This is a genomic window from Mesorhizobium sp. AR10, from assembly GCF_024746795.1.
GTDB lineage: Bacteria > Pseudomonadota > Alphaproteobacteria > Rhizobiales > Rhizobiaceae > Mesorhizobium.
The window spans coordinates 563,432-590,415 of sequence record NZ_CP080523.1 but is presented as its reverse complement, the minus strand read 5'-3'; the positions used below and the strand labels follow the sequence as shown (position 1 = coordinate 590,415).

The window sequence follows — 26,984 nt, the reverse complement described above, 5'->3', positions numbered from 1 at the left end:
GAACGGTTTCCTGTCAAGCGACGTAGCCCCCTTCCGGCACGCGCTCGCGTCCAGTGATCATGGCGCGCACGAGGTTCTCGCTGTGACTGAAGCTCCCCAGGACACCGCCGATATGAAGCGCGACCAGAGCCAGCATGCGATTGGCAAGCGCCTCATGCGCCGTCCCCGACCCATTCGATGCCCCAAGAGGCGTCAGTCGTTTGTGGCCAGCCGGTACGACCACGAGTGTCGTCGAGGTCAGTAAGGCAACCACTACCAATGGGTGCCGTCGCAGGAGTGGTTGGAATTGTGAGTTGGCGTAGTCTCCGGGGTGTCAAACCTCGAATCATCCGGCGTTAGAGCGCCGGACAGGAGACTACGCCATGACAAGGACTACCATGAATGCGGAAGCCGTTCATCCTGGGGATGAGGCGACGAGCTATCTTTTCGACAACTGGTTTGATCCGATTGAAGCTGGCCTGCGCGAGCGGGTGCGCGGCTTCATCGAGACGATGCTCGAGACCGAGCTGGACGCGGTGCTTGCCCGTCCCCGTTATGGCCGGCAGCCGGCGGCGCGCAGTGATGAGACCACCGGTGTCGCCGGCCACCGCCACGGCAGCCGGACGCGCACGCTGACGGGGACCTTCGGCACCACCGAGCTCACGGTTCCGCGGGCGCGCCTCGATGCCGGCGAGGACAAGACGGTGGAATGGAAGAGCAAGGCCTTGCGCGCCTATCAGCGGCGCACGATGGCCGCCGACGCGCTGATCGCGTCGAGCTACCTGGCGGGCACGAACACCAGGCGCGTGCGGCGTGCGCTCGCCGCGCTGTTCGGCGGCGCGATCGGCAAGGACGTCGTCAGCCGCACCTGGCGCAAGGTGAAGACGGACTGGGACGCCTGGAATGCCCGCTCTCTGGCCGACGAGCCGATCGTGCGCCTGATCCTCGACGGGACGGTGGTTCGTGTCAGGCTCGACCGCAAAGCGACCTCGATCTCGCTGCTCGTGGTCATCGGTGTGCGCGCGGACGGCCAGAAGATCCTGCTCGCGGTCAAGAATATGGGTGGCGAGACGACGGAGGCCTGGCGGGCCATTCTCGACGATCTCGTCGGGCGCGGCCTGCGCCGACCTGAGTTTCTCATGGTCGATGGCGCACCTGGCTTGGACAGGGCGATCGCCGCGCTGTGGGACGGGGTGCCGGTGCAGAGATGCACGGTTCACAAGCACAGGAATCTGCTTGCCCATGCTCCCGAGCGGCTGCATGAGGAGATCAGCGCCGATTACACCGACATGATCTACGCGGCCACGCCGGAGGAGATCGAGAGCCGCCGCAAGGCGTTCCTGCGCAAATGGCGGCTCAAGTGCCGGGCGGTGGCCGATAGCCTGGAGGAGGCCGGCGAGCGTCTCTTCGCCTTCACCCGGCTGCCGCCGAGCCAATGGAAAAGCGCCAGAACAACAAACGCGATTGAGCGTCTGCATGAGGAGTTCAAGCGGCGCATCAAGACCCAGACCGTTCTGCCTTCGGCCGAAACCGCGGCAATGTTGTTCTGGGCGTTGATGGCGTCCGGTCAAATCTCGATGCGAAAGATCGACGGCTGGCAGACGCTTCCTACGAAGCCACGCGATCAGCAGATTGACCTCGCCGCATGAGCCGATAATCTTAACCTACCGGAGGCTGCTCCGCCGAATTCCAACACGACCCGCTACGGCACCGGCCCGCCTGCCCTGGTACACTATCTATCCGACTGTGTCGGAGTTCTCCGCGGCGGTCGGTGCCGACGCTTATGAGGGATGGCTCAGGGGCCTGCCGGCCGACGATCCGGCGTCGCTCTATCTCCACGTTCCGTTCTGCCGATCGATGTGCTGGTATTGCGGCTTCCCTAACACCATAGCCCGCCATGATGCGCCGATCCTGAATTATCTGGCGATGCTACGTGACGAGATCCGTTTGGTCTCGGAGCAAGCGCCGCAGGCGCTGGCCGTGTGCGACGTGCATTTCGGCGGCGGAACGCCGACCCTCATCGGGCCAGCTGAGTTCCTCGCTCTGATGGACTTCCTGCGCGACCGCTTCGCGCTCAGGGAAACGGCTGCGGTTGCGGTCGAGATTGATCCGCGCACCTTCACGGCCGAGATGGCCGAAGCCTGGGGAGCAGCCGGCGTGAACCGCGCAAGCCTCGGCGTGCAGATCCGTTGTTCAAAAAGCGGTCAACCGGGTGCAGAACGAGGTTACACGGGATTCTTACACCCGGCACATCGCAGCTGGCCGTCTGGCGACGTCAAAGGGCTACCGTCTCACCGACGAAGACCGCGTGCGAGCGGCAATCATCGAGCGATTGATGTGCGATCTCGAGGCGGATGTGCCGGCAATCTGTGCCGGTCACGGATCTGATCCGATCCGTTTTCTCGATTCAGCCGAAGGCTTGGCGATGCTGGCCGAGGACGGCATAGTGGACATCGAAAAGGGTTTCATTCGCGTGCGGCAGGAGCATCGCTTTGTGATTCGCGCTGTTGCTGCCGCATTCGATGCATTTCTCGACCGGGTTGCCCCGTAAGCACAGCAATCGGCATGAGCGGAGGCCAAAGGGATTACCGCTCTTCGCTAGCGGCTTGGGTAGCTTGGCGATGTTCTCGACGACCGTTCCGTGGCAGCGTGGTGGTCGCAATCCTTTCGAACGGACCCTGCCGAAGAAACCGCCTTTCTGCAGCTCGATTCGGCAACAGTTGGCTGTCCTTATCGACATGCCGCGGCTGGCCAGTCTGCCCTTCCGTTTCCTTCACTGGTGGTCATCTGTCGAACCGGCGCCCACGAAAATGAATTCGCCGCTGACCAATGACGACGGCAGGTCGGATCGAGGCGATCTACGCGCAAACGTTTAGTGCCGATTGAAGGCGAGACCATCATAAGAATCGATCTTTAAGCCCCGAAGGTTTGGCGATCCCCGTATCCCTGCCCAGGTTTTCGGGGCGTGATTGTCGCCGACGCATGCGCGAGCTTTTCTGCCCGGTCTGATTGGCCGTCGACCACTCCCGCGGCCCGAAGGCGCTTGACAAAGTAGCGCCGGCTCGTTCAATTCGGAGCATTCACCAGGGGAGTCCCGGCAAGGGGCTGAGATACTGCTGGCTTTCGCGGCGCAGTGACCCGTTGAACCTGATCCAGTTCATACTGGCGTAGGGACGGTGCAAGCGCTTTGCGGGAGTTCACGCCCGAAGTCCTGTTTCGAACGGGCGGCCAAAGCGTCTTTTCATCCTTCCGGCACGGAACTGGGTCTCCAATGCATGAGCAAAGGAGCCTCAAGATGAATGCCCTCACCCCCGCCGTCTCGACGGGACCACTGCCCGCCTCACGGAAAATCCACAAGCCCGGCATCCTCCATCCGCACATCAAGGTGCCGATGCGCGAAATCTCCGTCCATCCGACGGCGGGCGAACCGCCTGTCACCGTCTACGATCCGTCCGGCCCCTATACCGACCCGACCGTCGAAACCAGTATCGAAAAAGGCCTCGCCCGGCTTCGCCAGGAATGGATTACGGCGCGTGGCGATGTCGAAGCCTATGACGGCCGCCATGTCCGGCCGGAAGACAATGGATTTGTGGCTGGCGAGCGCCTGACGCCGGAATTTTCCGTTCGCAGCCGGCCGCTCAGGGCCAGATCAGGCAAGGTGGTGACCCAGCTTGCCTATGCGCGCGCCGGCATCGTCACCCCCGAAATGGAATTCGTCGCCATCCGCGAGAACCTCGGCCGCGAGGCCCTGCGCGGCAAGCTGCAACGCGACGGCGAGGCCTTCGGCGCCGAGATCCCCGACTTCGTCACGCCGGAATTCGTGCGCGACGAAGTAGCACGCGGGCGGGCAATCATTCCCGCCAACATCAACCACCCGGAGAGCGAACCGATGATCATCGGTCGCAATTTCCTGGTCAAGATCAACGCCAATATCGGCAACTCCGCTGTCACTTCCTCGATGACTGAGGAGGTCGAAAAGATGGTGTGGGCGATCCGCTGGGGCGCCGATACGGTGATGGACCTGTCGACCGGCCGCAACATCCACAACATCCGCGACTGGATCGTGCGCAATTCACCGGTGCCGATCGGCACGGTGCCGCTCTACCAGGCGCTCGAGAAGGTCGGCGGCATCGCCGAGGACCTGACCTGGGAGGTCTACCGCGACACGCTGATCGAGCAGGCCGAACAGGGCGTCGATTATTTCACCATCCACGCCGGCGTGCGGCTGCACTACATCCCGCTGACCGTTGACCGGGTCACGGGCATCGTCTCGCGCGGTGGCTCGATCATGGCCAAATGGTGCCTGCACCATCACCGCGAAAGCTTCCTCTACGAGCATTTCGCGGAGATCTGCGACATCTGCCGTGCCTATGATGTGTCCTTCTCGCTCGGCGACGGTCTTCGTCCCGGCTCGATCGCCGACGCCAATGACGCAGCACAATTCGCCGAGCTGGAAACGCTCGGCGAGCTGACGCAGATCGCCTGGGCGAAGGATTGCCAGGTAATGATCGAAGGCCCCGGCCACGTGCCGATGCACAAGATCAAGGAGAACATGGAAAAGCAGCTCGCCGTCTGCGGCGAGGCGCCCTTCTACACGCTTGGACCGCTGACGACCGACATCGCGCCGGGCTATGACCACATCACCTCCGGCATCGGCGCGGCCATGATCGGCTGGTTCGGCACCGCCATGCTCTGCTACGTCACGCCCAAGGAGCATCTCGGCCTTCCCGATCGCAACGACGTCAAGATTGGCGTGATCACCTACAAGATCGCCGCCCATGCCGCCGATCTGGCGAAGGGTCATCCGGCAGCGAAAGTCAGGGATGATGCCCTTTCCCGCGCGCGCTTCGAGTTCCGCTGGGAGGACCAATTCAACCTGTCGCTCGATCCCGAAACGGCGCGATCCTTCCACGACCAGACCTTGCCCAAGGAGGCGCACAAGCTGGCGCACTTCTGCTCGATGTGCGGACCGAAATTCTGTTCCATGCGTATCTCTCACGACATCCGCGCCGAGGCACAGAAAGAGGGCATGGCGGCAATGGCGGCGAAATACCGCGAGGGCGGCGATCTCTACCTACCGGTAGACGAGACCGACGCACCGCTCATGCCAGAGGCGCCGGAACCGTCATGAGGGTGTTGGTCAAAGGGGCCGGCGTCGCCGGCCTCACCGCCGCCTTCGAGCTCGCCGCCCGCGGCGCGACAGTCACAGTCGCCGAGACCCGGCATGGCATCGGTGGCAATGCATCGTGGTTCGCCGGCGGCATGCTGGCGCCATGGTGCGAGCGTGAAAGCGCCGAGCAGCCGGTGCTGGATCTCGGACGCGATGCCGCCGGCTGGTGGGATGCAGTGCTGCCCGGCCAGGTGACACGGGCCGGAACGCTGGTTGTGGCTGCACCGCGCGATGCGGGCGAGCTTGACCGGTTCGCCAGCCGCACGTCCGGCCATCGGCGTGTCGATGAAGATGAGATTGCGCTCCTGGAACCCGACCTCGCCGGCCGCTTCAGGCGCGGACTGTTGTTCCCCGATGAGGCTCATCTCGACCCGCGGCACGCGATGGCGGCACTTCATGACAGGCTCGCTGCCATGGGTGTCGAATTCCGCTTCGGCGCCGATGCCCGGCACATTTCCGGTTTCGATCGCCGGATCGACTGCACGGGGATGGCGGCAGAAGACGACGGCCTGCGCGGCGTTCGCGGCGAGATGCTGATCCTGCGCACGCCGGACATTTCGCTGTCACGCACGGTCCGACTGCTTCATCCGCGCTTTCCGCTCTACGTGGTGCCGCGTACCGATCACCGTTTCATGGTTGGCGCGACGATGATCGAAAGCCAGTCCACAGGACCGGTCACGGCGCGTTCGATGATGGAGCTTTTGGGCGCGGCCTATGCTCTCCATCCGGCCTTCGGCGAGGCTGGCATCATTGAGACCGGCGCCGGCGTCCGTCCGGCCTTTCCCGACAATCTGCCGCGTGTCGAGGCATGTGGAAGCACCGTCGCGATCAACGGGCTCTATCGCCATGGTTTTCTTCTCGCCCCCGCCATGGCGCGCCAGGCGGCCGACCTGATTTTCAATCAAGACAGAACCAAGGGACTTGCTCATGAAACTGATGGTCAACGGCGAAGCGCATGAGGTTGCCGCCACCACACTGGCCGAGCTGCTTACCGCGCTCGACTATGAGGGCGATTGGCTGGCAACGGCCGTCAACAGCGATCTCGTGCACAAAGCCAACCGCGCGGAATTCCAGTTGAGCGACGGCGACCGGATCGAAATCCTCTCACCCATGCAGGGCGGTTAGACCATGTTCGATCTCCTTGGAACGACGCTCCCTTCCCGCCTGCTTCTCGGTACCGCTCAATATCCTTCGCCGGCCATCCTTGCCGATGCAGTCAAGGCGTCGGGCACGTCGGTGGTGACCGTCTCGTTGCGCCGTGAGATGGCGGGCGGCAGGGCCGGCGAACAATTTTGGTCGTTGATCCGCTCGCTCGGCGTCAGAATCCTGCCCAACACTGCTGGCTGTCACTCCGTCAAGGAAGCGGTCACGACCGCGAAAATGGCGCGCGAAGTTTTCGGTACGACCTGGATCAAGCTCGAAGTGATCGCCAACCACGACACGCTGCAGCCGGACGTGTTCGGCCTTGTCGAAGCCGCCCGCATCCTGTGCGAGGACGGTTTTGCGGTTTTCCCCTATACCACCGATGACCTTGTTGTCGCCGAGCGGCTGCTGGAGGCGGGCTGCAAGGTTTTGATGCCTTGGTGCGCGCCGATCGGTTCCGCCCTCGGCCCGGTCAACATCATGGCACTGCGCTCGATGCGCGGACATTTCCCTGGCGTCCCGCTGATTGTGGATGCGGGGCTCGGACGACCGTCGCATGCGGCAACCGTCATGGAACTCGGCTTTGACGCCGTGCTGCTGAACACAGCGGTCGCCAGGGCGGTTGATCCGGTCGGCATGGCGCGTGCGTTCGGCAAGGCTGTCGAGGCCGGTCGTGAAGCTTACAGCTCGGGAATGCTCGAACCGCGTGACGTCGCCGTGCCATCGACGCCGACAATCGGCAGGGCGGTTTTTTCATGAAGCTCGATCCCTTCTACTTGATCGTCGACAGCGCTGCCTGGATCGAACGGCTGGTCCCACTCGGCGTCAATCTGGTTCAGCTTCGCATCAAGACCTTGGATGAGGCCCGGTTGCGCGCGGAGATCCGCAAGGCAAAGGCCTTGTGCGCCCAGCACCACTGCCAGCTCATAGTCAACGACCATTGGCGCCTGGCCATCGAGGAAGGCTGCGACTTCGTCCACCTTGGCCAGGAGGATTTGCAGACCGCCGATCGTTCGCGGATTCGGGTAGCCGGCGTGAGGCTCGGACTGAGCACGCATGATCATATCGAACTGGAAACGGCGATGGCCGCCGGGCCCGACTATATCGCGCTCGGCCCCATCTACCCGACCATCCTGAAGAAGATGAAATGGGCCCCGCAAGGCGTCGAACGGATCAACGAGTGGAAGCGTCGCGTAGCACCGGTTCCTCTGGTCGCCATTGGTGGCCTCAACCCTAACCGGCTCGACGGCGCCTTTGCGGCCGGTGCGGACAGCGCGGCGGTGGTCACCGACATCACATTGAATGCCGATCCCCAAGCGCGCACGCGAGAGTGGATCGAAAAGACAGACCGATGGCGCTGAGGCGAGACCCTTATGTGCTTGTCGTCGGTGGCTCGGACTCCAGCGGGGGTGCCGGAATTGCGCGCGATATCGAGACGATCTCTTCGATTGGCGTGCGAACCTGCCTAGCTGTCACCGCGCTAACGGTGCAGACGCACGAAGCCGTCATGGAAATCCATCATTCGCAACCCAGTCTGGTGGCCGATCAGATGCGCGCCGCGCTGCAGGCCAACGAGGTGGCGGCCATCAAGATCGGCATGCTGGCAACGGCCGAGATCATCGTTGCCGTTGCCGGCGTGCTGCGCGAAAATCCGCAGGTGCCGGCAATCCTCGACCCCGTGCTCGCCTCGACCTCAGGCCGGGCGCTGCTGGAAGCAGGTGCCATCGCCGTCATGAAGCGCAATCTGATACCGCTTTGCCGTCTCGTCACACCCAATCTCATCGAGCTGGCGCTCCTGGTTGGCTCGGAACTGGCAGTGGATGAGGACAGCGCGGTGTGGCAAGGCCAGGAATCGCTGAACGCCGGAGCGCAGGCCCTGCTGATCAAGGGCGGCCATGCATCGGGACCTCGATCAACCGATATTCTGGTGCGCTCCGATCACGAACCAGTCCGCTTCGACACACCGCGTCTGCCTACGTCGATGCGCGGGACGGGATGCATGCTGGCCAGTGCGATTGCGGCGAATATGGCGAAAGCGAGCCCACTCGAAGACGGCGTGCGCGAAGGTAAGCTGTTTGTTTTCGAGACGCTGAAGGAGAATGCGGCCGCGTGATAGCGACCGCTCCATGTGCGCCACGAGGCGGTCCGCCTGGTCATATCGCCAGTGTAGTCTTCAAGCGCTGACACTCATGGACAGCCTTCGGACGTGGGTTCCTTGCGTCGACGACCTCTCGTCACTGAAGGTTGAGCTCTCGTCCGCTGGAGGGACCGCGAAGGTTCAACCGCGCTGTAACAAGCGAGATCCACGTCCGACCAAAATTGTCGAAGCCGGTCCGATGCGAGCCGGTGGTCGCCGCGATCAGATGGCCGGTATATTAAGCGCTTGTCGATTTGGCCGCCTGTCTTACCGCTGCTCGCCACCTGATCAGCACCTCGCCATTCGCGTGCAGCGTTGCAACAGATCTTTCAAAGAAATTCATAGACTCTTAGCAACTCAAAACCGCTGTGAATGTTACTCTTATCGCAACATCTGAGGTTAGCGGGTCAAAACCGAGGTGACGCGACCACCGAACAGCATTCAATCTCTGTTTAGCGGCAATGGCAAGAAGATCAGCTCTCATCTTGGTCGTTCGAACACCGCCACCGTCTTCTCAAAACAAGTACATGCTTGCAAAACAGGCGTATGCCTCGCGACAAGCGTGATTGTCTGGGCATTGGAAGCAAAAACAGATTTGTTCGAAAGCTGTAGCATCGACGGAGAACGCCAAGTGACAAAGTCAGTAGGACGAGCGCCCAATTTTTCCATATGGCTTGATGCTGACCAATGATGACACTGGTCAGTCGCCTACGCATACGGTCAGCAGATCGTCAAGAATGCCAAGGCGCTGGCTCAGGCGCTCCTGGAGAGAGGGTATGATCTGGTCACCGGTGGGACTGACAATCACATGCTGATCCTTGATCTGCGCGATCGGCCACTGTCTGGCAAAGCCTATGCCGAGCGGCTGGCAAAGGCCGGCATCATTACGAATTTTAACATGGTGCCGGGCGACCCGCGCCATCCGGCGGTCACAAGCGGAATTCGCCTGGGGTCGCCAGCAGTGACGTCGATGGGCATGCGCGAGGCGGAAATGGCGCAGATTGCCGCCTTCATCGACCTTGGTCTGCCGCCAGCCCAATGATCCGGATGTCCATGCCTGCGTGCGGAAAGACGTCGCCGACTTCTGCGCTGCGTTCGATGTCCCTGGCATCACCGACAGGTAAGGCGGGCAAATCGAAGGTCGCCACCTAACTGCAACATCTGAAACGAGGACATTCAATGACTAGGCAGTTCGTATTCTCTTCCGAATCCGTCGGCGCGGGACACCCGGACAAGATGGCCGACAACATCTCGGATGCCATCCTCGATGCGATCCTAAGGATCGACCCAAAGGCGCGCGTGGCCTGCGAAGCATTGGTGAAAACAGGGATGGTCGTTCTAGCTGGCGAGATCACTAGCGATGCGCAGGTCGATTACAGCCAGGTTGCGCGCGATACGATTGTCGATATCGGATATGATAACGATGCGATCGGCTTTGATGGTCGGCGTTGCGCCGTCGTTTTGGCTCTCACAGAGCAGTCGCCCGACATTAGCCAGGGCGTTGACGAGGGACGAGGGCAGGATCTCGAGCAGGGAGCGGGGGATCAGGGCCTCATGTTCGGGTTCGCATGCAGCGAGACCGATACACTGATGCCCTTGCCGATCCAGCTCGCTCACTGGGTGCCGTAGCGGGTCGTGTTGGAATTCGGCGGAGCAGCCTCCGGTAGGTTAAGATTATCGGCTCATGCGGCGAGGTCAATCTGCTGATCGCGTGGCTTCGTAGGAAGCGTCTGCCAGCCGTCGATCTTTCGCATCGAGATTTGACCGGACGCCATCAACGCCCAGAACAACATTGCCGCGGTTTCGGCCGAAGGCAGAACGGTCTGGGTCTTGATGCGCCGCTTGAACTCCTCATGCAGACGCTCAATCGCGTTTGTTGTTCTGGCGCTTTTCCATTGGCTCGGCGGCAGCCGGGTGAAGGCGAAGAGACGCTCGCCGGCCTCCTCCAGGCTATCGGCCACCGCCCGGCACTTGAGCCGCCATTTGCGCAGGAACGCCTTGCGGCGGCTCTCGATCTCCTCCGGCGTGGCCGCGTAGATCATGTCGGTGTAATCGGCGCTGATCTCCTCATGCAGCCGCTCGGGAGCATGGGCAAGCAGATTCCTGTGCTTGTGAACCGTGCATCTCTGCACCGGCACCCCGTCCCACAGCGCGGCGATCGCCCTGTCCAAGCCAGGTGCGCCATCGACCATGAGAAACTCAGGTCGGCGCAGGCCGCGCCCGACGAGATCGTCGAGAATGGCCCGCCAGGCCTCCGTCGTCTCGCCACCCATATTCTTGACCGCGAGCAGGATCTTCTGGCCGTCCGCGCGCACACCGATGACCACGAGCAGCGAGATCGAGGTCGCTTTGCGGTCGAGCCTGACACGAACCACCGTCCCGTCGAGGATCAGGCGCACGATCGGCTCGTCGGCCAGAGAGCGGGCATTCCAGGCGTCCCAGTCCGTCTTCACCTTGCGCCAGGTGCGGCTGACGACGTCCTTGCCGATCGCGCCGCCGAACAGCGCGGCGAGCGCACGCCGCACGCGCCTGGTGTTCGTGCCCGCCAGGTAGCTCGACGCGATCAGCGCGTCGGCGGCCATCGTGCGCCGCTGATAGGCGCGCAAGGCCTTGCTCTTCCATTCCACCGTCTTGTCCTCGCCGGCATCGAGGCGCGCCCGCGGAACCGTGAGCTCGGTGGTGCCGAAGGTCCCCGTCAGCGTGCGCGTCCGGCTGCCGTGGCGGTGGCCGGCGACACCGGTGTGGTCTCATCACCGCGCGCCGCCGGCTGCCGGCCATAACGGGGACGGGCAAGCACCGCGTCCAGCTCGGTCTCGAGCATCGTCTCGATGAAGCCGCGCACCCGCTCGCGCAGGCCAGCTTCAATCGGATCAAACCAGTTGTCGAAAAGATAGCTCGTCGCCTCATCCCCAGGATGAACGGCTTCCGCATTCATGGTAGTCCTTGTCATGGCGTAGTCTCCTGTCCGGCGCTCTAACGCCGGATGATTCGAGGTTTGACACCCCGGAGACTACGCCAACTCACAATTCCAACCACTCCTGCGACGGCACCGCTCACTGCTTGACGAAAAGACAGGCAGAGGTCCGCAAAGCGGGACAGCTGAGCTGGCTGCGTCCGGACGTAAAATCTCAAGTGTCCATCCGCTATGAAGGTTTGCGCCCGGTGGCGCTGGATACCGTAGTCCTGTCGACGCAACATGCCGAGGAGGTCACACAAGAAACAGTCCGGGAAGGCGTCATTGAGGAGATCATTAAGCCGGTCTTGCCGCCCCACTTGGACACGACGGGGATCAGGATCTTGGTCAATCCAACTGGGCGGTTCGTAGTCGGTGGGCCGCACGGTGACTGCGGCCTCAATGGACGCAAGATCATCGTCGATTCCTATGGTGGGATGGGGCGTCACGGCGGCGGAGCCTTTTCGGGCAAGGACCCGTCCAAGGTTGACCGCTCGGCCGCCTACGCGGCCCGGTATGTCGCGAAGAATGTCGTGGCTAGCGGACTTGCGGAGGTCTGCGAGGTTCAGCTTGCCTACGCGATCGGTGTGGCCGCTCCGGTGTCTGTCCTGGTCAACACGTTCGGGACCGCGAAGATCGTGGAAGAAAGGATCGAGCGGCTCATTCTTGAGCTGTTCGATCTCAGACCGAAGGGCATTATCAAGATGCTTGATCTCTTGCGCCCGATATACCGCAAGACCGCTACGTACGGGCACTTCGGCCGCGAAGAACCTGAGTTCACCTGGGAGAGGACGGACAGAGCGGACGACTTGCGGCGCGAGGCGGGACTCGCCGGCGCGCAAGGGCCGACGCCGGATCGATCGCCATGCGGAAAGTCCATTCCAAGCGGACCGTTGAGCGGAGACATTGATGCCGGATTATGACGTGCTTTGCATCGGCAATGCCATTGTCGACATCATCGCCCAGTGCGACGAGGAATTCCTCGAGACCAACGGCATCATCAAGGGCGCGATGAACCTCATCGACACCCGGCGCGCCGAATTGCTCTACAGCCGCATGGGCCCGGCGATCGAGGCGTCCGGCGGCAGCGCCGGCAACACGGCGGCCGGCGTCGCCTCCTTCGGCGGCCGCGCCGCCTTCTTCGGCAAGGTTTCGAACGATGCGCTGGGCGATATCTACGCGCACGACATCCATGCGCAGGGCGTCGCCTTCGACACCAGGCCGCTCAAGGGCGAGCCGCCGACGGCGCGCTCGATGATCTTCGTCACCCCCGACGGCGAACGCTCGATGAACACCTATCTCGGCGCCTGCGTCGAGCTCGGGCCGGAGGATGTCGAGGCCGACAAGGCCTCTGGCGCCAAGGTCACCTATTTCGAGGGCTATCTGTGGGACCCGCCGCGCGCCAAGGAAGCGATCCGGCAGACGGCGAAACTGGCGCACGCGGCCGGCCGCGAAGTGTCCATGACACTTTCGGATTCGTTCTGCGTCGACCGCTACCGCGACGAGTTCCTCGACCTGATGCGCTCCGGCACCGTCGACATCGTTTTCGCCAACAGCCACGAGATCAAGTCGCTCTACCAGACATCGTCGTTCGACGAGGCGCTGGCGCAGATCCGCAAGGATTGCCGGATTGCCGCCGTGACCCGCTCGGAAAAAGGCTCGGTCATCGTGCGCGGCGACGAGACCGTGGTTATCCAGGCGACCGCGATCAGGGAACTGGTCGACACGACAGGCGCCGGCGACCTCTATGCCGCCGGTTTCCTGCATGGCTACACGCAAGGCCGCGACCTCAAGACCTGCGGCGACCTTGGCTCACTGGCGGCTGGATTGGTGATCCAGCAGATCGGCCCGCGCCCGCGCCAGAACCTGCGCCGCGAGGCTGAACAGGCGGGGTTGCGTCAGGCGGACATCTCGAGGAGTAGCTGCTCACCTCCCCCTTATGCAGGCGGTCCAGGCGAGGGCGGATAAATCAAAATGTCGCACGCGCATCCGCCGGTTTTCCGCTGTGTTTCAAGTTGCCGAAATTCAGAACTTTGACGACACCTGCCGGTAGCAGTCCAGGATCTTGATCATCACGACGCCGACGCCTGCCGCAAGTCGCTCAAGAGCCGGGATCATGTGATTGGCTGATTTGCCGGCCCCTTATCGGCATCCACGCCTGCCGGGGAGCGCCTGGAAGGCAACAGCTGACGATAACGATCCAAGCGATTTTGGGCAACATTGCCCACAAGTCAAAGACGCAATCACATAACCACATAAACATTTCTTTATGCGGTATTGACAAGAGAGTAGACTACTGTGATTATCTGCGTGTCGTGGTTCTCCGTACGGCACTGCCGCAGCGGAGCTAAGAGGGAAGCCGGTGCGATGCCGGCGCTGCCCCCGCAACTGTTAGCGGCGAGCCCACCGCCCAATGTCACTGAGGCAAAAAGCCTCGGGAAGACGGGAAGAGGTTATGACCCGCGAGCCAGGAGACCTGCCACGGCGAGCAACGTCCACGGGCGGGGTGTCTCGATGGTCGCGGTCAGCCCGGCGTTCGTGCCGGCCTGCTAGCGCCTTCCTTGTCCCCACGCCCGACCATCGGGGTATGACATGACCATCACTCAGCAGATTCCTGTAGCAACGCTCGGTATGCCGCGTATCGGTCGCAGGCGAGAACTGAAATTCGCGCTTGAAAGCTACTGGTCCGGAAAATCTTCCGCTGCCGACCTTCTGACGACGGCGAAGGCCCTCCGTGCCGCCAGTTGGAGGGAGCAGCAAGATCGCGGCGTATCAAAAATCCCGTCGAACGACTTCTCACTCTACGACCATGTGCTCGACACCGCGGCCATGGTCGGTGCCGTGCCATCCCGCTACGGTTGGAAGGGCGGCGAGGTCCCACTCGACATCTACTTCGCGAAAGACCGCGGGTTGTGGACATGCCGGCCACGAGCATGCGGCTCAGGGGCACCGCTTAACCGCGATGGAAATGACCAAATGGTTCGACACTAACTATCACTTCATGGTGCCGGAGCTGACCGACGATCAGACCTTCGCCCTCTTGTCTGCGAAACCGGTCGACCACTTCCTCGAAGCCAAAGCCCTCGATATTCACACACGCCCAGTCATCCTTGGACCGGTCACCTTCCTCAAGCTGGCAAAATCACCTGCCGAAGGTTTCAATCCGATAGCGCTCCTGCCGCGGCTGCTGCCTGTATACGAGCAACTCCTGCGCAGGCTAAAGCTCTCGGGAGCCGACTGGGTGCAGATTGATGAGCCAGCGCTTGTGCTCGATCTTAACCCGAACGAACGAGCTGCGTTCGAGTTCGCCTACGGCCAGCTGTCGAAAGCCGCGCCCGAGTTGAAGATCATGCTGGCTACCTATTTCGGACCGCTGGGAGACAACCTCGAGACCGCGATTTCTCTGCCCGTGGCGGGCCTGCATCTCGATCTCGTGCGCGCTCCCGAGCAGTTGGAGACGGTAGGTCGGCTCACACCGAAGGATCTGGTGCTCTCGCTTGGCTTGATCGACGGCCGCAACGTCTGGCGCGCGAACCTGCCTGCGATTCTCGACCGCATCAAGCCGATCGTCGCAGGCTGGCCCCTGGACCGTGTCGAGATCGCGCCTTCCTGCTCGATGCTTCATGTGCCGATCGACCTGCGGATGGAGACCGCGCTCGATGTGGACGTCAGATCCTGGCTGGCATTCGCGGCCCAGAAGATCGATGAGCTGGTCGTGCTGGCCCAGGCCTTGTCGGAAGGCAGGGAGGCCGCAGCAGGCGCATTGAAAGCTTCTGCCGAGGCGGCCGCCGCGCGCGCAACGTCCACAAAGGTCCATGATCCGCTCGTTGAGGGACGGATCATCAGCATCGACGACGCCATGAAGCAACGAAAGAGCGCATTTGCCCAGCGTTCCAGAGTCCAGGCTGGCACGCTCGGCCTGCCGCCATTCCCAACGACGACCATCGGGTCCTTCCCGCAGACGCCGGAGGTGCGCAAGGCGCGCTCCGCTCATGCGAAGGGCTTGCTGAGCTATGTCGATTACGAGACCTTCCTGAAGAAGGAGACCGAGGCTGCTATCCGTTGGCAGGAGGAGATCGGCCTGGACGTGCTGGTGCACGGTGAGTTCGAACGAAACGACATGGTGCAGCATTTCGGCGAGCAGCTGTCTGGCCTCGCCTTCACCCAGCATGGCTGGGTGCAAAGCTATGGCTCCCGCTATGTGCGCCCTCCCATCATCTTCGGCGACGTATCGCGGCCCAATCCGATGACGGTGCGCTGGTGGCAATTTGCCCAGTCGCTGACGGAAAAGCCGGTGAAGGGAATGCTCACAGGCCCAGTGACCATTCTTAACTGGTCTTTTGTTCGCGACGACGTACCTCGCTCCGAAGCCTGCCGCCAGATCGCGCTCGCCATGCGCGATGAAGTGACGGACCTTGAAAGAGCCGGCGCAAGGATGATCCAGATCGACGAGGCCGCGTTTCGCGATGGCCTGCCACTGCGCAAGTCCGACTGGAAAGTCTATCTCGACTGGGCCGTCGAATGCTTCCGGCTCGCTTCAACGGGTGTAAAGGACGCGACCCAAATCCATACTCACATGTGCTATTCGGAATTCAACGAGATCATCGACGCGATCGCCGAAATGGACGCGGATGTAATTTCGATTGAGACGTCGCGCTCGAAAATGGAACTGCTGGACGCCTTCACGAGCTCCAAATATCCGAACGAAATCGGTCCCGGAGTCTACGACATTCACTCACCACGTGTCCCGGAAGTCGCGGAGATTTCGGACCTCGTCACGCTTGCCCGCGAGCGACTGTCCGACGGCCAGCTGTGGATAAATCCGGACTGTGGCCTCAAAACACGCAAATGGGAGGAGGTCCGCCCTGCCCTCATGAACATGGTCGCTGCAGCCCGGGCGCTTCGGGAGAAAGTGCCGGCCGGAGGCCTTCCTGAGTCCTAACCATGTGGTGATTTACCGGCTGCCGCGTGTTGGCATGCCCAACCGATTACTTTACTGGAAATAGTCATTCGAGGAAAAACATATAATGTTCCTTCGGCAGGTGTCACGTTGCTGTTCAGGGGTACGGGCGGGCAGCACGCTGCGCTTGTCAAACATATGGCAGCCGGGTTCAATTGGAAAATCTCGGTTGGTTCGAACGCCGGAGCGGATGGAGCTTTGATCCCGGACGCCGCGCGGACGGCCGGTGGATCCCAGAAATCCCGGCGCCTGGCGACTATCACCGAACTTTGACCGATCGCGGGTGCGAAGCCACATTGGTATGCGAGCGCCTGAATGGGAGTGCCATGCCACGCCCGAAACGCGTGCAGATCTCCCCGTCCAACAAACTGCACCAGAGGACTGCAACCCGCTGCTTTCCTCTTGAAACTGTCATCGCCCTGACAACACATTCTGCAATTGTCGGAGGGTGTCGATGAGGCGCCTCGTGACGCAAACTAGCTGTTCGGCAGATCGGGAGGACCGAATGAACTCTGAGGCTTTCAGCAGCCCCCTTTTCGTGAAGCGTGCACCGTACATCGTGCAAGAGATCGCCAGCCTTGCGGACGCTATCGATTTCCTCAATGAGTGGCCGGGAGATCGCAGAGATCTGATCCACGAAGCCGCCCTCAGAGCGTGCTACGATGCATATGATGGGCGAAAACCGGTAAGTACGGCGCGCAATGCCTTTTTCGGCTTTGCGAAACGGGCCGCCATATTGGAAGATGCAACCTCCGCGATGCAGTGGCTCGCTGCCTGCAAGTCGGGCAGTGGAAAAGTGCAAGTGTAGGCGTCGGCGAAATGTATGAGGCTGGCGCGGGGCAGCACGCTGAGGAGGGCGCTGTTCGAGATTTCGCTGTTCGAGATTTTCAGAGTTCGCCGAAAGCAAAACTCACCGCAACAGGGCAGATTTCGCGCAACCCCGACCATGAACCAGACACTGCACATCGGTCGTTGGTGGCAAAATCGGGCTGTTTGAAAGGGGATCGACGGTTTAGACTCGCTCTGCCGCCGTGCTGGGCGCGTGCTCCGAAGTTTATGGCTACCCTCGATCCGCGTGTCATCATGGAAACTGTCGCTTGCACGCCGGCATTTGATCGAGATGGCAAGAGCTACAGGTAACCGGGGCAGATTACCGGGCAGTCAGGCTTGAGCGGCTTGCCTAACGAGATCCGGGAGCGGCGGAATCGACTCTTGTGTTGGTATGCCGAGGCGGTCGCCGAGATAGCGGAAGAATGAGACGTCGAGCTTGATGCAGGTCTTCATCAGGCCGAGCAGGACGTCGCGGGCATTCTTGCCTGCCTCGCTGACGGTTCCGCCGGAGATCTTGCGCTTGGTGACGAAGGCGCGGATGTCGTTTTCCGAACCATTGGTGTGGAGTGGTATCTCGGGACGATCGAGACCGCGCAGGAGTTCATGCTTGCGGCGATGCAGCCTGGCAAGAAGCCGGTCGAGCATGACGTAGCCGGTTCGTCGTTTGAACAGGCGCTCGAAGCGGGCGCGCAGGGCCGCCGCGTGGCGCGGACAAGGAGCACGCTGGTAGCTCTTGAGGTCGCGATAGAACCACCAGATCAACTGGCGCATGATGTCGACGGCCTGACGTTGATCCGGGGTCACGGGTATCAATTTGTGGACGAGCCGCTCGGCGTGGACCCAGCACAGAGCATGGTCGCCGATGCGGAACTGGCCGGCATCATCGGACACGACCACGGTATCGCCAAGAAAGCCGTGGTGGCGGATCGCTCCCCACATCGCCCCTTCGGTGGCGATCCTGACTGGTTGGGCTCAACCGCGAGCAGATGCGCCTGCCATGCGGCGCTGTCGGCAAATGCCTTGTGCGGCGCAGCCGCCAGCCGCGCGATCACCGGACCGGCGAGGTTGCGGCCGCGCATATAGGCCGGGGCCTCTTCATTGATGAAGTAATCGCTGTGCCCGGCACGCAGCGTCGCCAGGAACGCCTCCCGTGACTTCGATCGCCCGGTGCGGAACGCGGTGAAGCGGCGATCGCCGATCTGGGTGGTGTAGCCGTCCTGGTGGGCGTGGCGCGCCGACGTATCATCGACGGTGATCCAGGGCGCCGTAGCCAGCCCGGCGCGCAGCACGTCACGGTCCTCTGCCGCGAAGGCCTCCAGGCCCTCCGAAATCAGCCGCACCACCTGGCGCTTCGAAATGTCGACCCCGATCCCGGTCAACAACGCCGTCAACCGCTCCGTCGTCACCTGGCCTTGAATGTGACAGGCCAGAATGAAGCGGCGCAGGTTCGCGCCCCAGCCGCCGATGATCCCCGCCGGCAAGGGCGCCACCATCGTTTCGCCGGTCGGTGTCACCCAGCGCTCGCGGCGATAGCGCACCACCTCGGCCGACAACGCCAGATCGCGCACCAGGATCGTCTCATACCCCTTGAAGCGAGAGCCCGCAGGAGCGCTCACCGCAACCGTCACCTCGCGGCTCACGCGACCGCCGTCGCGCTTGGCGCCGCGCCGGCGGCGCTTGCCCTTGCCAGATGTCGGCTGCGTCGCCTTCTCCATGCCCGATGGCTTGGTCGGCTTGACCGGGGGACGCGGCGGCAGGTCCTTCAGCCGGGCGATCTCATCCTTCAGGGTCTGGTTCTCGGCGCGTAGCGCCTGGTTCTCGATCTCAAGGCTCTCGACCCGGCCTTGAAGACCGCGCACTTCGCCGATCAGCGCAGAAACCAGCCCGCGGAGTTCCGCGAGCGACAGGCCTTCAAGCGAATCAGTCGGTGGTAGCGTCACGCAAAGGGTGAATCACGAACGCACGCGCCTGCAAACCCCCACCGCCCGGTAATCTGCCCCGGTTACGAGCTACAGCGTTTAACTGCTCCCCTCCTCAGTTTTTGACGGGCCGACGAGCCAGCTCCGGCATTGATCCATCATCATGGTGCATATGGATCGTCGCGAGTGCCGATGTTGACGTTCCGTGCCGCAATTTACTTTGATGTTGAGATGTCGTGGTCTACTAACCCATGGCAGCGGCGTCGAAGCCCAATACATGAGCTGCCGATGATCTTTCTCAGCACTCGGTTTTCATCGGTGTGAGAATCGACCATGCCGTGATGCCGAGGGATCGCCACATTTTTTTCGCGGAGCTGCCTGCGCTACTCTGATGGGCACGTCTTTCAGAATCTCTACGGTGCGCGCTGCCGTCTGCACCAGTGGTTTTTGCGAGCAAAAACCCCTCCCGTCCATGGTCGTCTGACCTCGGCAAGGAACACCGGGGCGGAGGTCTCGTATTCCACCATGCGATCGGATTCCGCACTTGCTGAAAACTGCGAGTTCGGACGAAAATTTTCGACTTGTTTCACCGAATAATCGAAGCCCTTGCCGCGGCTTGCAAGTCTCCGCGCGTGGTGCACCTTCCGTTGACTTTCATCTGCTGCGCGCTTCGCCCTGCGGACAGGATACAGCGAAGCCTCCACGGCCGCGAAAATCTCGCGACGGCGGCTCGATTCCGGGGCCGGACCGCCATTTTGCGGATGTGATCCGTGGTGCCTGGCCTGGATCACGCCATCCATCTCCTGACCGCATCATCATTACCATCGCCCTCCTCCAGCCCGGCCGAGCCTCCCGATCGCCGGATCGATGATGATGATCCCCTTGGAGAATAGTCTCTTTTGAAAAGTGTGACGGTCTGCGCCGTCCTACCGTGTTTCAGCCTTTGCGTTGGCCTCCTGCGCTTCCTGCCGCGCACACGGGGAAGCGCTGTCATTCTACCGTGCAACACCCACTGGAAATACGACAGGTGGACCACAATAATCACGTCTGAGCTAAAGATTTTTCGGGCAACCCTCGAAAAAGGAAACGACAGCTCTTGGTGTTCAAGACGCCGCTTGAACTTGGCTGGGGAAAGGTCACCAGTCTGGCTGTTCCGAAGCTTAGTTGCCTTTCTTTGACCCGGCATCGTCGCCGAGAGATCAATGGGCGTATTGTAGAGCGCGACATTTCGTCGGCTCGTGGTCGAGTAGCTCAGCCATTCGGCTTTCGCCCTCACAGATCTGCGCGGCCGGATTTCCGGCAGTCGGCTCTTTCCGAGGGTGACCCGCGTCATATGTTCCGCGCCGACGAGCTGACTGCGCGGCAAGGATTGTGAGCGACGAAGCTTCGCTAACGCTTACATTTCTCCGGTATTCCGGCGATGCATTCCTCGAGACGCTCCAGGCGGAACTTCGCATGGCGAAGTTCATGTCCGGCTTCGAAACGTCGATGGCGCCCCATTGGTGTGGTCACCATGAGGTCGCGCTCCAGTTCGGCTATGCGCGCACGCACCTGTCGAGCCTCGTCCTGACGCGACGCCTTTGATCCATCCACGCCCGCGCATCGGTCTTCCTGCCAACCGCCCCGAAACCATGCGGGACATGCCACCGAGACCCTAATTTCCGGCAAGCCGAAACGCTCTAAATTTAACATCCGCTAATGTAAATCTAGTCGCATCGGCATCGGGTATCGCCGTCGGCGTTCGGCTTGACGCCCATCGACAACCGCAAATCGGGTGATGCGTTCGGCGGCAAGCCATGCACGCTGGACGCCGAGAAGGTGGTAGAAATCACCGGCCACCCAGTTAGCGGCGTCTACCCCTTCGGCCTAGGTGCCTCGCGACTGCTGCGATGTGTCGCTGCACGCCTACGATCGAGCGGTGTCGGCGCCCGGCAAAGCCAATGCAGCGGGTAAGGCGTCCAATGGTGCGACACTGCCAAGATGCCGAACCTGGGCGGATGCAATAGTCGACTGACAGCGATGTGCGGCAGAGTCAAAGCGAGTGACAGGCCGTTAAGCGCCGGGCAGTGCGCCTTTCGCTGACATCTCGAAGACATCGAGCAGGATGGCCAGCCCGACGCCGCACGCGGTCAGGATGACGCCGGCCATGAAGAAGCGGTTGGCGCGTTCATAGATGGGTCGGCGCAGCGAACTCATGTCGAGCAGTATGGACAGCGCCCGCATCTGCAACGCGATGCCGACCAGGATCGGCACAATGGCGAACAGGTCGTAGAGCCGCCATGGCATGGGATTCGCCGCCCAATGCGTGACGAAGCCAAGCGAAAAGGCGAGCAGGATGCCCACAACGGTGATTGTGCCGTTGCGGAAAATTGTCTCGATCAGCTCTTCCTTCGGATCGTGCTCGTCCAGCGTCCCTCTCCTCCCTATCCGTGGCAGGCTTTGCACAGTTTGCGACTAAGCTCTCGGAAAAACCCTCTACATCGCCGCCAATTAGTCAAGAGACCTTCGGAGATCGGGCAAAGCGAACCGGTGGCTGCGCGGGGAATTAGCGGAACTGGACGGTCAAACGCCGTTGACTTTGGCATAGTCTGAGACCGGCGATCGGGGCCATGTGCCCTATCGCCCCATATGGGCGTTTCTCGTTGTAGGTATCTGCGCCAATCCTCAACTTTTGGAACCTTTGGCCTGTCTCGCGCCAGATACCTAGCATGATGCCGTCGCAACGGGCTGGCGGCGGAAGCATTGTCTGCACTATGGGATCATGCAAGGCATTGCCTTCTCAAGGAGGTTGCGATCATCTCTTCCCAGTGATGGTCGCAATCATTGTTGATTGCAGCTTTCCGTAGCCAGCTCCGGCTATTCATTTCCTTAAGATCTGAGATGCAGGTCGAGGCGTTGTCGCCGTTTCGGCGGGTAAGATGGGCAAGACCACCTCCGGTACCTTTCCGGTCAGCGAGTTGAGGAAGGCAACGAGCAGGTCGACTTCTTCTGCCTTCAATTCTTCGCCCGAGCCGGGTGGCGCCCATAATGGCCACGGCCTGTTTCAGATCCCAAACCTTGCCCGAATGAAAGTACGGCGCGGTGAGTGCTACGTTGCGCAGCGGCGCCGCGCGGAAAACATAGGAATCGTCAGCTGTATTGGTGACCGCAAAGCGGCCCTTGTCCTTTTTCGGCAGGACCTCGCGCTGGGCTTTTCCACAAGGCCGAATTGGTAAAAGTCCTGCCCGCCAACGTTGATACCGGCATGGCAGGACGAGCACCCTTCTCCATGAAAAGCGCCAGGCCCTGTTTCTGTTCGGAAGTCATGGCTGCATCATCGCCATTGAGGAAGGCATCGAAGGGGGCCGGCGTGACCAACAGAGGTGGCTCGGTTTGTTTGGACAGGAATTCCCGATTTATAAGTGGAACACTGCCTCTGGTTAGGCCGCCTCGGGAAGCGGTAGCGGGGTGAAGTAGGCCTCATCTGGCGCTCTGCCGTCAAGGCTGGAATGCGGACGTCGCCGATTGTAGAAATCGAGATATTTTCCGATCGACGCCCGCCCTTCGCGAACGCTGTTATAGGCCTTGAGATAGACCTCCTCATATTTCACCGACCGCCAGAGACGCTCGACGAAGACGTTGTCGCGCCAGGCGCCCTTGCCATCCATGCTGATCCTGATCTCCCGGTCGAGCAGGACCTTGGTGAAGTCATGGCTGGTGAACTGGCTGCCCTGATCGGAGTTGAAGATCTCGGGCTTGCCGTATGTCGCCAGCGCCTCCTCGAGGGCTTCAATGCAAAACGCCGCATCCATGGTGATCGACAGCCGCCAGCTCAGTACCTTGCGCGTGAACCAGTCGACGACAGCAACCAGGTAGCAGAAGCCGCGGGCCATCGGGATATAGGTCAGGTCCGTCGCCCAGACCTGGTTGGGCCGCGTCACCGCCAGCTTGCCCAGCAAATACGGATAGATCTTGTGCCCGTCGCCCGGCTTCGAAGTGCGCGGCTTGCGGTAGAGCGCCTCGATACCCATGCGCTTCATCAAGGTGCGCACATGCAGGCGACCCGTCTCATAGCCTTCGCGCTTCAAAAGCTTCTGCAACATGCGGCTGCCCGCGAACGGGTAATCCAGGTGCAATTCGTCGATGCGCCGCATCAGCTTCAGGTCTGCCGCCGATGTCGGCTTGGGTAGGGAGTAGACGCTGCCGCGGCTGATCCCCAGTTCGGCCGCCTGCTTGGCAATCGGCAGTTCATGTTCCCGGTCGATCATCGTCTTGCGCTCCCCGACCAGCCGGCCTTGCCGAGCGCCGAGCCTAAAAAATCATTGGCCAGCGTCAGCTCTCCGATCTTGGCATGGAGGGCCTTTATGTCCACCGTCGGCTCCGATTTCTCCGCCGCGCCAAACACGTTCGAGGCCCCGTCCAGAAGCTGCTTTCTCCAATCCGTGATCTGGTTCGCATGCACATCATATTGCTGCGCCAGCTCGGCCAGCGTCTTTTCTCCCTTGATCGCCGCAAGCGCAACTTTCGCCTTGAAAGCCGGGCTGTGGTTCCGGCGTGGTCGTCTGCTCATTCGTGATTCTCCTGTTCCGGCACTCATGCCGATCTCAGGCAGAAATTCCACTTATCACCCTGTCCAATTTTGCCGAGCCACCTCTCAACGTCGCCTCAAAGGCTTCAACTGCCTTGGCCAAGTTGTCGAAGGTGACGCGATCGGCCTCACCCGGGAATGGTGGGATGCGGCTATAGACCTCGATGCTGGACGAGCATCGCAATAATCCTGTCGAGACATTTGTTGCTTTCAGCGGCAGCCGCCACTATGAAGCGACGCTTCGCCGACTACGTTTCAAGCCGACCGGAGAGTTTCATGACAGAAGAAGCCGACAAGAACATCGACACCCTCATCGAGCTCACCGCCGATGTCGTCTCAGCCTATGTCTCCAACAATCCGGTTCCGGTGGGGGATCTCCCTGCTCTGATCGGCCAAGTGCACGCAGCTTTGAAAGGCACGACCGGAAGCGTCTCCGCAGCAGAGCCTGAGGCTCTCAAGCCTGCGGTCCCGATCAAGAAGTCGGTGACACCGGACTACATCATCTCACTTGAGGACGGGAAGAAATTCAAATCGCTAAAGCGCCATCTGTCGACCCACTATGGGCTGACGCCGGATGAGTATCGCGCCAAATGGGGCCTGTCGGCGGATTATCCCATGGTCGCCCCGAACTACGCAGCGGCGCGCTCGGCCTTGGCCAAGACGATGGGGCTCGGCCGCAAACCGAAGGAGCCGGAAACGCCGGTGCCGGCGAAGCGGACTCGCAAGAAGGTCGCGGCTTAATCTCGGCAACCGAGATTCGCTGCTGCCATTGGCATGATCTGCGCGGAATATGAAAGGCGGGGGAGCAACCCCCGCCTTACCTTTGCAGACAGCCTTCGCGACCGCTTGCAGCAATCTGCTGCTCCGGCCTTCCGGTCGGGTTAGCCCATCCGGGACGTACCGCGTGCTTCCGGCTCTCGCGGGACGCGACCTGAAAATCAGCCAGCTTTGCTGAGACTGCCAGCGGATGACTTGCCAGTGCGGCGGTCCTGTTCGATCTCATAGTTGATCTTCTGACCTTCATTGAGGGTAGAAAGGCCCGCGCGCTCGACAGCGGAGATGTGGACGAAAACATCCTGCCCCCCATTGTCGGGCTGGATAAATCCAAATCCCTTGGAGCTGTTGAACCACTTCACCGTTCCGGTCGCCATATGGGTATTCCTTTGTAACAATTGCAGCGTGGGCAGGCCATAAGGCCAGTCCGCTTCATAGCCGAGACTATAGGCAAAGCAAAAACGAAAAATTGCACGGCCCCGGCTCGATCTGCTGATAGTGGCTCGCGCCACGGGTCAACGGCCGGGTGGTTCACGTCGCCACCTTGGTGCATGACCCTGGCGAGGGCTTGAAGGAGTTCGGAATTGGATTGTTTCGAAAGGATCGAGGCGTTAGTCGATGCGGCCAGCGCGGATGCGATCGATAGGGCGCGCGTTTTGCTGGATCAGTTCGACGATAAGTCACAAACAATCGCCCAGGCGATCGACGACTTCCTGCTTGATTTAATGACCCTGGTGTTTGTTATAGAAAGCACCCAAGAGATGTTCCATTATCCAGCGCGGCGGTTGGCACATCTGAAATTGACCAGGATCAGGCTGTTGTTGGCATCATAGCGTTGAGCTTGGAGCCGGTCCCGGTTAGAAACATCGATCTGTTCGTCGGCTAACCAGCGCGTAAAACTACCTGCATGGCGCGTGCAAGATGCCGTCGCCTCCTCAGCCAGCCTCTCGCCACCTCTACTGCGAAGAGTCCGGCGGCCACCTCCCCTTTCCTACGACCCAGGCTCCTGACTCCTCTGCTCGTTCAGCGTCGACCCTGGCCTGCCTAAATCTACACGCCGACAACGAAAAAAATCGGAGCATCAATTTCACGTCCGGTGAACGTTTTTCAGGAAATTCGCCTTCCTGAACTGCGACCCGGCCGGTTACAGCGTTGCAGCGCGCTGGTCGGCGCGATTGTGATCGCTTGCTGCCAATCTCCCGCGACGACGACCCAGCCAAGAAACGCCAGAAGGCCGTAAGGTCGACGACCGAAGAATAAAAGGCGGAAGCGCAACCGGCGATCCGGCGACAGCGAGGGCGTCCGCCTTTGGCTGCCCCCATCAGCCGAACCATTTCGGCCAGGACCGAATCGTCGCTGCAGCGGTGGCCTCGATCGTCAGCGGTCCTGTCAGATTGAGCGTGCCGGCCCGCACGGCGGCACGGGCGCCGATCGGTTGCGGCGCGCGCTCGCCGGAGAGGAGCAGAAGCGCTCCCACCCTTGAGCGCGTAGTTCGCACGCTGGGCAGTTCCCGCAACCGAAACCCCAGGCATGGCGGTGGGTGCGGTCGCCGTTGTAGCAGGTGTGGGTTTCCTCGCAGATGAGGTGAACAAGTGCCTCGTTCCCCAGGCGCTGCGCCAGCGCCCAGGTCTGCGCCTTGTCAATCCACATCAAGGGAGTGTGGATGACAAAGCGTGTCTCCATCCCAAGGTTCAGGGCGAGTTGCATCGCCTTGATGGTGTCGTCTCGGCAATCGGGGTAGCCCGAGTAATCCGTCTCGCAGACGCCAGCGACCAGATGCTTCGCGCCCCGACGATACGCAACGGCGGCCGCGAAGGCTAAGAAGAGAAGGTTGCGACCAGGCACGAACGTATTGGGGAGCCCGTTCTCCTGCATCGCGATCTCGACACCACGGGTAAGCGCAGTTTCGCTCACCTGTCCAAGCACCGCTATGTCGATGAGGTGATCGTCGCCGAGTCGACTGCTCCAACCCGGAAAGCCCCTCCGCATTCGATCGAGCACTCGCGGCCGGACCTCGAGTTCGACCCGATGCCGCTGCCCGTAGTCAAAGCCGATCGTCTCGACCCGCTCGAATTTGTCGAGAGCCCAAGCCAAGCAGGTGGTTGAATCTTGGCCGCCGGAGAAGAGAACGAGCGCAGTCTGAGAATCCTGTTGCATCGTCTCACCCTTCATATTCAGCCCAGCATTGGGGGGTCTCGTAGACTGTCACCGACGCAATTTGCGGCAGGATCGGTTTAATTCGGTCCCAGAGCCAGATTGCGATATTTTCGGCGGTGGGATTTTCGAGGCCCTCGATCTCATTCAGGCAGTGATGGTCGAGGCGCTGCAAAAGGGGGCCGAAAGTAGTCTCCACGTCGAAAAAATCGACAACAAAGCCCGTGTCCGGATCCACTGGCCCCTCGAGACGAAGTTCCACACGGTATGAGTGGCCGTGCATTCGATGGCAGCGATGGGTCTCGGGCACCCGGGGAAGACGGTGCGCTGCCTCGAACGTGAAAGCCTGTGTAATTTTCATGGGATTCCAAGAAACTTGTGTGTTTGAAGAGCGAGC

The 26,984-nt window shown here is 61.3% G+C and carries 19 protein-coding genes, 9 pseudogenes and 2 riboswitches; of the genes and pseudogenes, 17 read left to right on the top strand and 11 right to left on the bottom strand.

All coding sequences use genetic code 11. The features are described from left to right. Nucleotides 1–13: 13 nt before the first annotated feature. A pseudogene (locus tag LHFGNBLO_RS02785) lies at nt 14–215 on the bottom strand (cytochrome B); the annotation flags it as partial. 162 nt (nt 216–377) lie between these two features. On the opposite strand from LHFGNBLO_RS02785, the gene LHFGNBLO_RS02780 reads away from it, so the two are divergent. The 10 genes and pseudogenes from LHFGNBLO_RS02780 to LHFGNBLO_RS02735 form a co-directional block, all read left to right on the top strand. Continuing rightward, entirely contained in the window at nt 378–1,628 is a 1,251-nt protein-coding gene (locus LHFGNBLO_RS02780; protein ID WP_258600489.1) for an IS256 family transposase, read from the top strand. A 37-nt stretch (nt 1,629–1,665) separates the two neighbouring features. Further along, nucleotides 1,666–2,530: pseudogene (locus LHFGNBLO_RS02775) on the top strand (radical SAM protein). Nucleotides 2,531–3,054: 524 nt separating this feature from the next. After that, a riboswitch (TPP riboswitch) is annotated at nt 3,055–3,171 on the top strand. A gap of 103 nt (nt 3,172–3,274) precedes the next feature. Then, entirely contained in the window at nt 3,275–5,110 is a 1,836-nt protein-coding gene (gene thiC / locus LHFGNBLO_RS02770) for a phosphomethylpyrimidine synthase ThiC (RefSeq protein WP_258599996.1), read from the top strand. After that, nucleotides 5,107–6,108, top strand: a complete 1,002-nt coding sequence (gene thiO / locus LHFGNBLO_RS02765) for a glycine oxidase ThiO (RefSeq protein WP_258599994.1) — start codon at nt 5,107–5,109, stop codon at nt 6,106–6,108. Before thiC ends, thiO begins: the two co-directional genes overlap by 4 nt. After that, on the top strand, nt 6,077–6,274 hold the full coding sequence (gene thiS / locus LHFGNBLO_RS02760; protein ID WP_258599992.1) for a sulfur carrier protein ThiS: 198 nt from the start codon (nt 6,077–6,079) through the stop codon (nt 6,272–6,274). The genes thiO and thiS overlap by 32 nt, the downstream gene beginning before the upstream one ends. A gap of 3 nt (nt 6,275–6,277) precedes the next feature. Further along, the gene (locus LHFGNBLO_RS02755; protein ID WP_258599990.1) at nt 6,278–7,051 is read left to right on the top strand and encodes a thiazole synthase; all 774 of its coding nucleotides are present in this window, start codon (nt 6,278–6,280) and stop codon (nt 7,049–7,051) included. Next, nucleotides 7,048–7,653 carry a thiamine phosphate synthase gene (locus LHFGNBLO_RS02750; RefSeq protein ID WP_258599989.1) on the top strand — a complete coding sequence of 202 codons (606 nt, stop codon included), beginning with the start codon at nt 7,048–7,050 and terminating at the stop codon, nt 7,651–7,653. Before LHFGNBLO_RS02755 ends, LHFGNBLO_RS02750 begins: the two co-directional genes overlap by 4 nt. Then, nucleotides 7,644–8,405 (top strand): hydroxymethylpyrimidine/phosphomethylpyrimidine kinase, encoded by a 762-nt coding sequence (locus LHFGNBLO_RS02745; protein WP_258599988.1) that lies wholly within the window; start codon nt 7,644–7,646, stop codon nt 8,403–8,405. Before LHFGNBLO_RS02750 ends, LHFGNBLO_RS02745 begins: the two co-directional genes overlap by 10 nt. 739 nt (nt 8,406–9,144) lie before the next feature. Continuing rightward, nucleotides 9,145–9,553: pseudogene (gene glyA, locus LHFGNBLO_RS02740) on the top strand (serine hydroxymethyltransferase); the annotation flags it as partial. Between the two features lie 55 nt (nt 9,554–9,608). Beyond that, nucleotides 9,609–10,046 (top strand): annotated as a pseudogene (locus LHFGNBLO_RS02735) (S-adenosylmethionine synthetase N-terminal domain-containing protein); the annotation flags it as partial. Nucleotides 10,047–10,111: 65 nt separating this feature from the next. Here LHFGNBLO_RS02735 and LHFGNBLO_RS02730 read toward each other — a convergent pair. Further along, nucleotides 10,112–11,364 (bottom strand): annotated as a pseudogene (locus tag LHFGNBLO_RS02730) (IS256 family transposase). 116 nt (nt 11,365–11,480) lie between these two features. Between LHFGNBLO_RS02730 and metK the strand changes: the two are divergent. The 4 genes and pseudogenes from metK to LHFGNBLO_RS02710 all read left to right on the top strand — a co-directional run. Continuing rightward, nucleotides 11,481–12,212: pseudogene (gene metK / locus LHFGNBLO_RS02725) on the top strand (methionine adenosyltransferase); the annotation flags it as partial. A gap of 79 nt (nt 12,213–12,291) precedes the next feature. Then, a pseudogene (locus LHFGNBLO_RS02720) lies at nt 12,292–13,278 on the top strand (adenosine kinase); the annotation flags it as partial. A 403-nt stretch (nt 13,279–13,681) separates the two neighbouring features. After that, a riboswitch (cobalamin riboswitch) is annotated at nt 13,682–13,881 on the top strand. Between the two features lie 93 nt (nt 13,882–13,974). Beyond that, nucleotides 13,975–16,324: pseudogene (metE, locus tag LHFGNBLO_RS02715) on the top strand (5-methyltetrahydropteroyltriglutamate--homocysteine S-methyltransferase). Between the two features lie 523 nt (nt 16,325–16,847). Beyond that, entirely contained in the window at nt 16,848–17,150 is a 303-nt protein-coding gene (locus LHFGNBLO_RS02710) for a DUF982 domain-containing protein (protein ID WP_258599986.1), read from the top strand. 353 nt (nt 17,151–17,503) lie between these two features. Here the strand turns inward: LHFGNBLO_RS02710 and LHFGNBLO_RS33435 are convergent, their stop codons facing one another. The 3 genes from LHFGNBLO_RS33435 to LHFGNBLO_RS02700 form a co-directional block, all read right to left on the bottom strand. After that, nucleotides 17,504–17,977 (bottom strand): IS66 family transposase, encoded by a 474-nt coding sequence (locus LHFGNBLO_RS33435; protein WP_319944155.1) that lies wholly within the window; start codon nt 17,975–17,977, stop codon nt 17,504–17,506. Between the two features lie 5 nt (nt 17,978–17,982). Next, nucleotides 17,983–19,113, bottom strand: a complete 1,131-nt coding sequence (locus LHFGNBLO_RS33430) for a transposase (RefSeq protein WP_319944154.1) — start codon at nt 19,111–19,113, stop codon at nt 17,983–17,985. Between the two features lie 392 nt (nt 19,114–19,505). After that, nucleotides 19,506–19,892: a hypothetical protein gene (locus LHFGNBLO_RS02700; protein ID WP_258599981.1), complete on the bottom strand. Its 387-nt coding sequence runs from the start codon at nt 19,890–19,892 to the stop codon at nt 19,506–19,508. 655 nt (nt 19,893–20,547) lie between these two features. Between LHFGNBLO_RS02700 and LHFGNBLO_RS02695 the strand changes: the two genes are divergently transcribed. After that, on the top strand, nt 20,548–20,676 hold the full coding sequence (locus tag LHFGNBLO_RS02695) for a hypothetical protein (RefSeq protein WP_258599979.1): 129 nt from the start codon (nt 20,548–20,550) through the stop codon (nt 20,674–20,676). A gap of 468 nt (nt 20,677–21,144) precedes the next feature. Here LHFGNBLO_RS02695 and LHFGNBLO_RS02690 read toward each other — a convergent pair whose 3' ends face one another. The 3 genes and pseudogenes from LHFGNBLO_RS02690 to LHFGNBLO_RS02680 form a co-directional block, all read right to left on the bottom strand. Beyond that, nucleotides 21,145–21,501, bottom strand: coding sequence for a hypothetical protein (locus tag LHFGNBLO_RS02690; protein ID WP_258600548.1), 357 nt, complete (start codon nt 21,499–21,501; stop codon nt 21,145–21,147). A gap of 451 nt (nt 21,502–21,952) precedes the next feature. Next, a pseudogene (locus tag LHFGNBLO_RS02685) lies at nt 21,953–22,449 on the bottom strand (cytochrome-c peroxidase); the annotation flags it as partial. Nucleotides 22,450–22,511: 62 nt separating this feature from the next. Next, a protein-coding gene (locus LHFGNBLO_RS02680) for an IS3 family transposase (protein WP_258599977.1) occupies nt 22,512–23,641 on the bottom strand; the annotation gives its coding sequence in 2 pieces (ribosomal slippage) (nt 22,512–23,383 and nt 23,383–23,641; 1,131 coding nt in all). Nucleotides 23,642–23,935: 294 nt separating this feature from the next. Here LHFGNBLO_RS02680 and LHFGNBLO_RS02675 point away from each other — a divergent pair. Beyond that, on the top strand, nt 23,936–24,400 hold the full coding sequence (locus LHFGNBLO_RS02675; protein ID WP_258599975.1) for a MucR family transcriptional regulator: 465 nt from the start codon (nt 23,936–23,938) through the stop codon (nt 24,398–24,400). Nucleotides 24,401–24,597: 197 nt separating this feature from the next. On the opposite strand, the gene LHFGNBLO_RS02670 is transcribed toward LHFGNBLO_RS02675, so the two are convergent. Then, nucleotides 24,598–24,810, bottom strand: coding sequence for a cold-shock protein (locus tag LHFGNBLO_RS02670; protein WP_095495993.1), 213 nt, complete (start codon nt 24,808–24,810; stop codon nt 24,598–24,600). A gap of 207 nt (nt 24,811–25,017) precedes the next feature. On the opposite strand from LHFGNBLO_RS02670, the gene LHFGNBLO_RS02665 reads away from it, so the two are divergent. Next, on the top strand, nt 25,018–25,266 hold the full coding sequence (locus LHFGNBLO_RS02665) for a hypothetical protein (protein WP_258599974.1): 249 nt from the start codon (nt 25,018–25,020) through the stop codon (nt 25,264–25,266). 556 nt (nt 25,267–25,822) lie between these two features. On the opposite strand, the gene queC is transcribed toward LHFGNBLO_RS02665, so the two are convergent. Both queC and queD read right to left on the bottom strand, forming a co-directional pair. Beyond that, nucleotides 25,823–26,590: a 7-cyano-7-deazaguanine synthase QueC gene (gene queC / locus LHFGNBLO_RS02655; protein WP_258599973.1), complete on the bottom strand. Its 768-nt coding sequence runs from the start codon at nt 26,588–26,590 to the stop codon at nt 25,823–25,825. Between the two features lie 4 nt (nt 26,591–26,594). Next, nucleotides 26,595–26,948, bottom strand: a complete 354-nt coding sequence (gene queD, locus LHFGNBLO_RS02650; RefSeq protein ID WP_258600546.1) for a 6-carboxytetrahydropterin synthase QueD — start codon at nt 26,946–26,948, stop codon at nt 26,595–26,597. Nucleotides 26,949–26,984 lie beyond the last annotated feature (36 nt).

What these genes read in the sequence shown, in the direction of transcription:
- thiS (WP_258599992.1), top strand. Translation starts at nt 6,077, where the DNA reads ATGAAACTGATGGTCAACGGCGAAGCGCATGAGGTTGCCGCCACCACA.
- LHFGNBLO_RS02695 (WP_258599979.1), top strand. Translation starts at nt 20,548, where the DNA reads ATGGCGAAGTTCATGTCCGGCTTCGAAACGTCGATGGCGCCCCATTGG.
- LHFGNBLO_RS02745 (WP_258599988.1), top strand. Translation starts at nt 7,644, where the DNA reads ATGGCGCTGAGGCGAGACCCTTATGTGCTTGTCGTCGGTGGCTCGGAC.
- queC (WP_258599973.1), bottom strand. Translation starts at nt 26,590, where the DNA reads ATGCAACAGGATTCTCAGACTGCGCTCGTTCTCTTCTCCGGCGGCCAA.
- LHFGNBLO_RS02780 (WP_258600489.1), top strand. Translation starts at nt 378, where the DNA reads ATGAATGCGGAAGCCGTTCATCCTGGGGATGAGGCGACGAGCTATCTT.
- thiC (WP_258599996.1), top strand. Translation starts at nt 3,275, where the DNA reads ATGAATGCCCTCACCCCCGCCGTCTCGACGGGACCACTGCCCGCCTCA.
- LHFGNBLO_RS02710 (WP_258599986.1), top strand. Translation starts at nt 16,848, where the DNA reads ATGAACTCTGAGGCTTTCAGCAGCCCCCTTTTCGTGAAGCGTGCACCG.
- LHFGNBLO_RS02670 (WP_095495993.1), bottom strand. Translation starts at nt 24,810, where the DNA reads ATGGCGACCGGAACGGTGAAGTGGTTCAACAGCTCCAAGGGATTTGGA.
- queD (WP_258600546.1), bottom strand. Translation starts at nt 26,948, where the DNA reads ATGAAAATTACACAGGCTTTCACGTTCGAGGCAGCGCACCGTCTTCCC.
- thiO (WP_258599994.1), top strand. Translation starts at nt 5,107, where the DNA reads ATGAGGGTGTTGGTCAAAGGGGCCGGCGTCGCCGGCCTCACCGCCGCC.
- LHFGNBLO_RS02700 (WP_258599981.1), bottom strand. Translation starts at nt 19,892, where the DNA reads ATGGATGGCGTGATCCAGGCCAGGCACCACGGATCACATCCGCAAAAT.
- LHFGNBLO_RS02675 (WP_258599975.1), top strand. Translation starts at nt 23,936, where the DNA reads ATGACAGAAGAAGCCGACAAGAACATCGACACCCTCATCGAGCTCACC.
- LHFGNBLO_RS02755 (WP_258599990.1), top strand. Translation starts at nt 6,278, where the DNA reads ATGTTCGATCTCCTTGGAACGACGCTCCCTTCCCGCCTGCTTCTCGGT.
- LHFGNBLO_RS02750 (WP_258599989.1), top strand. Translation starts at nt 7,048, where the DNA reads ATGAAGCTCGATCCCTTCTACTTGATCGTCGACAGCGCTGCCTGGATC.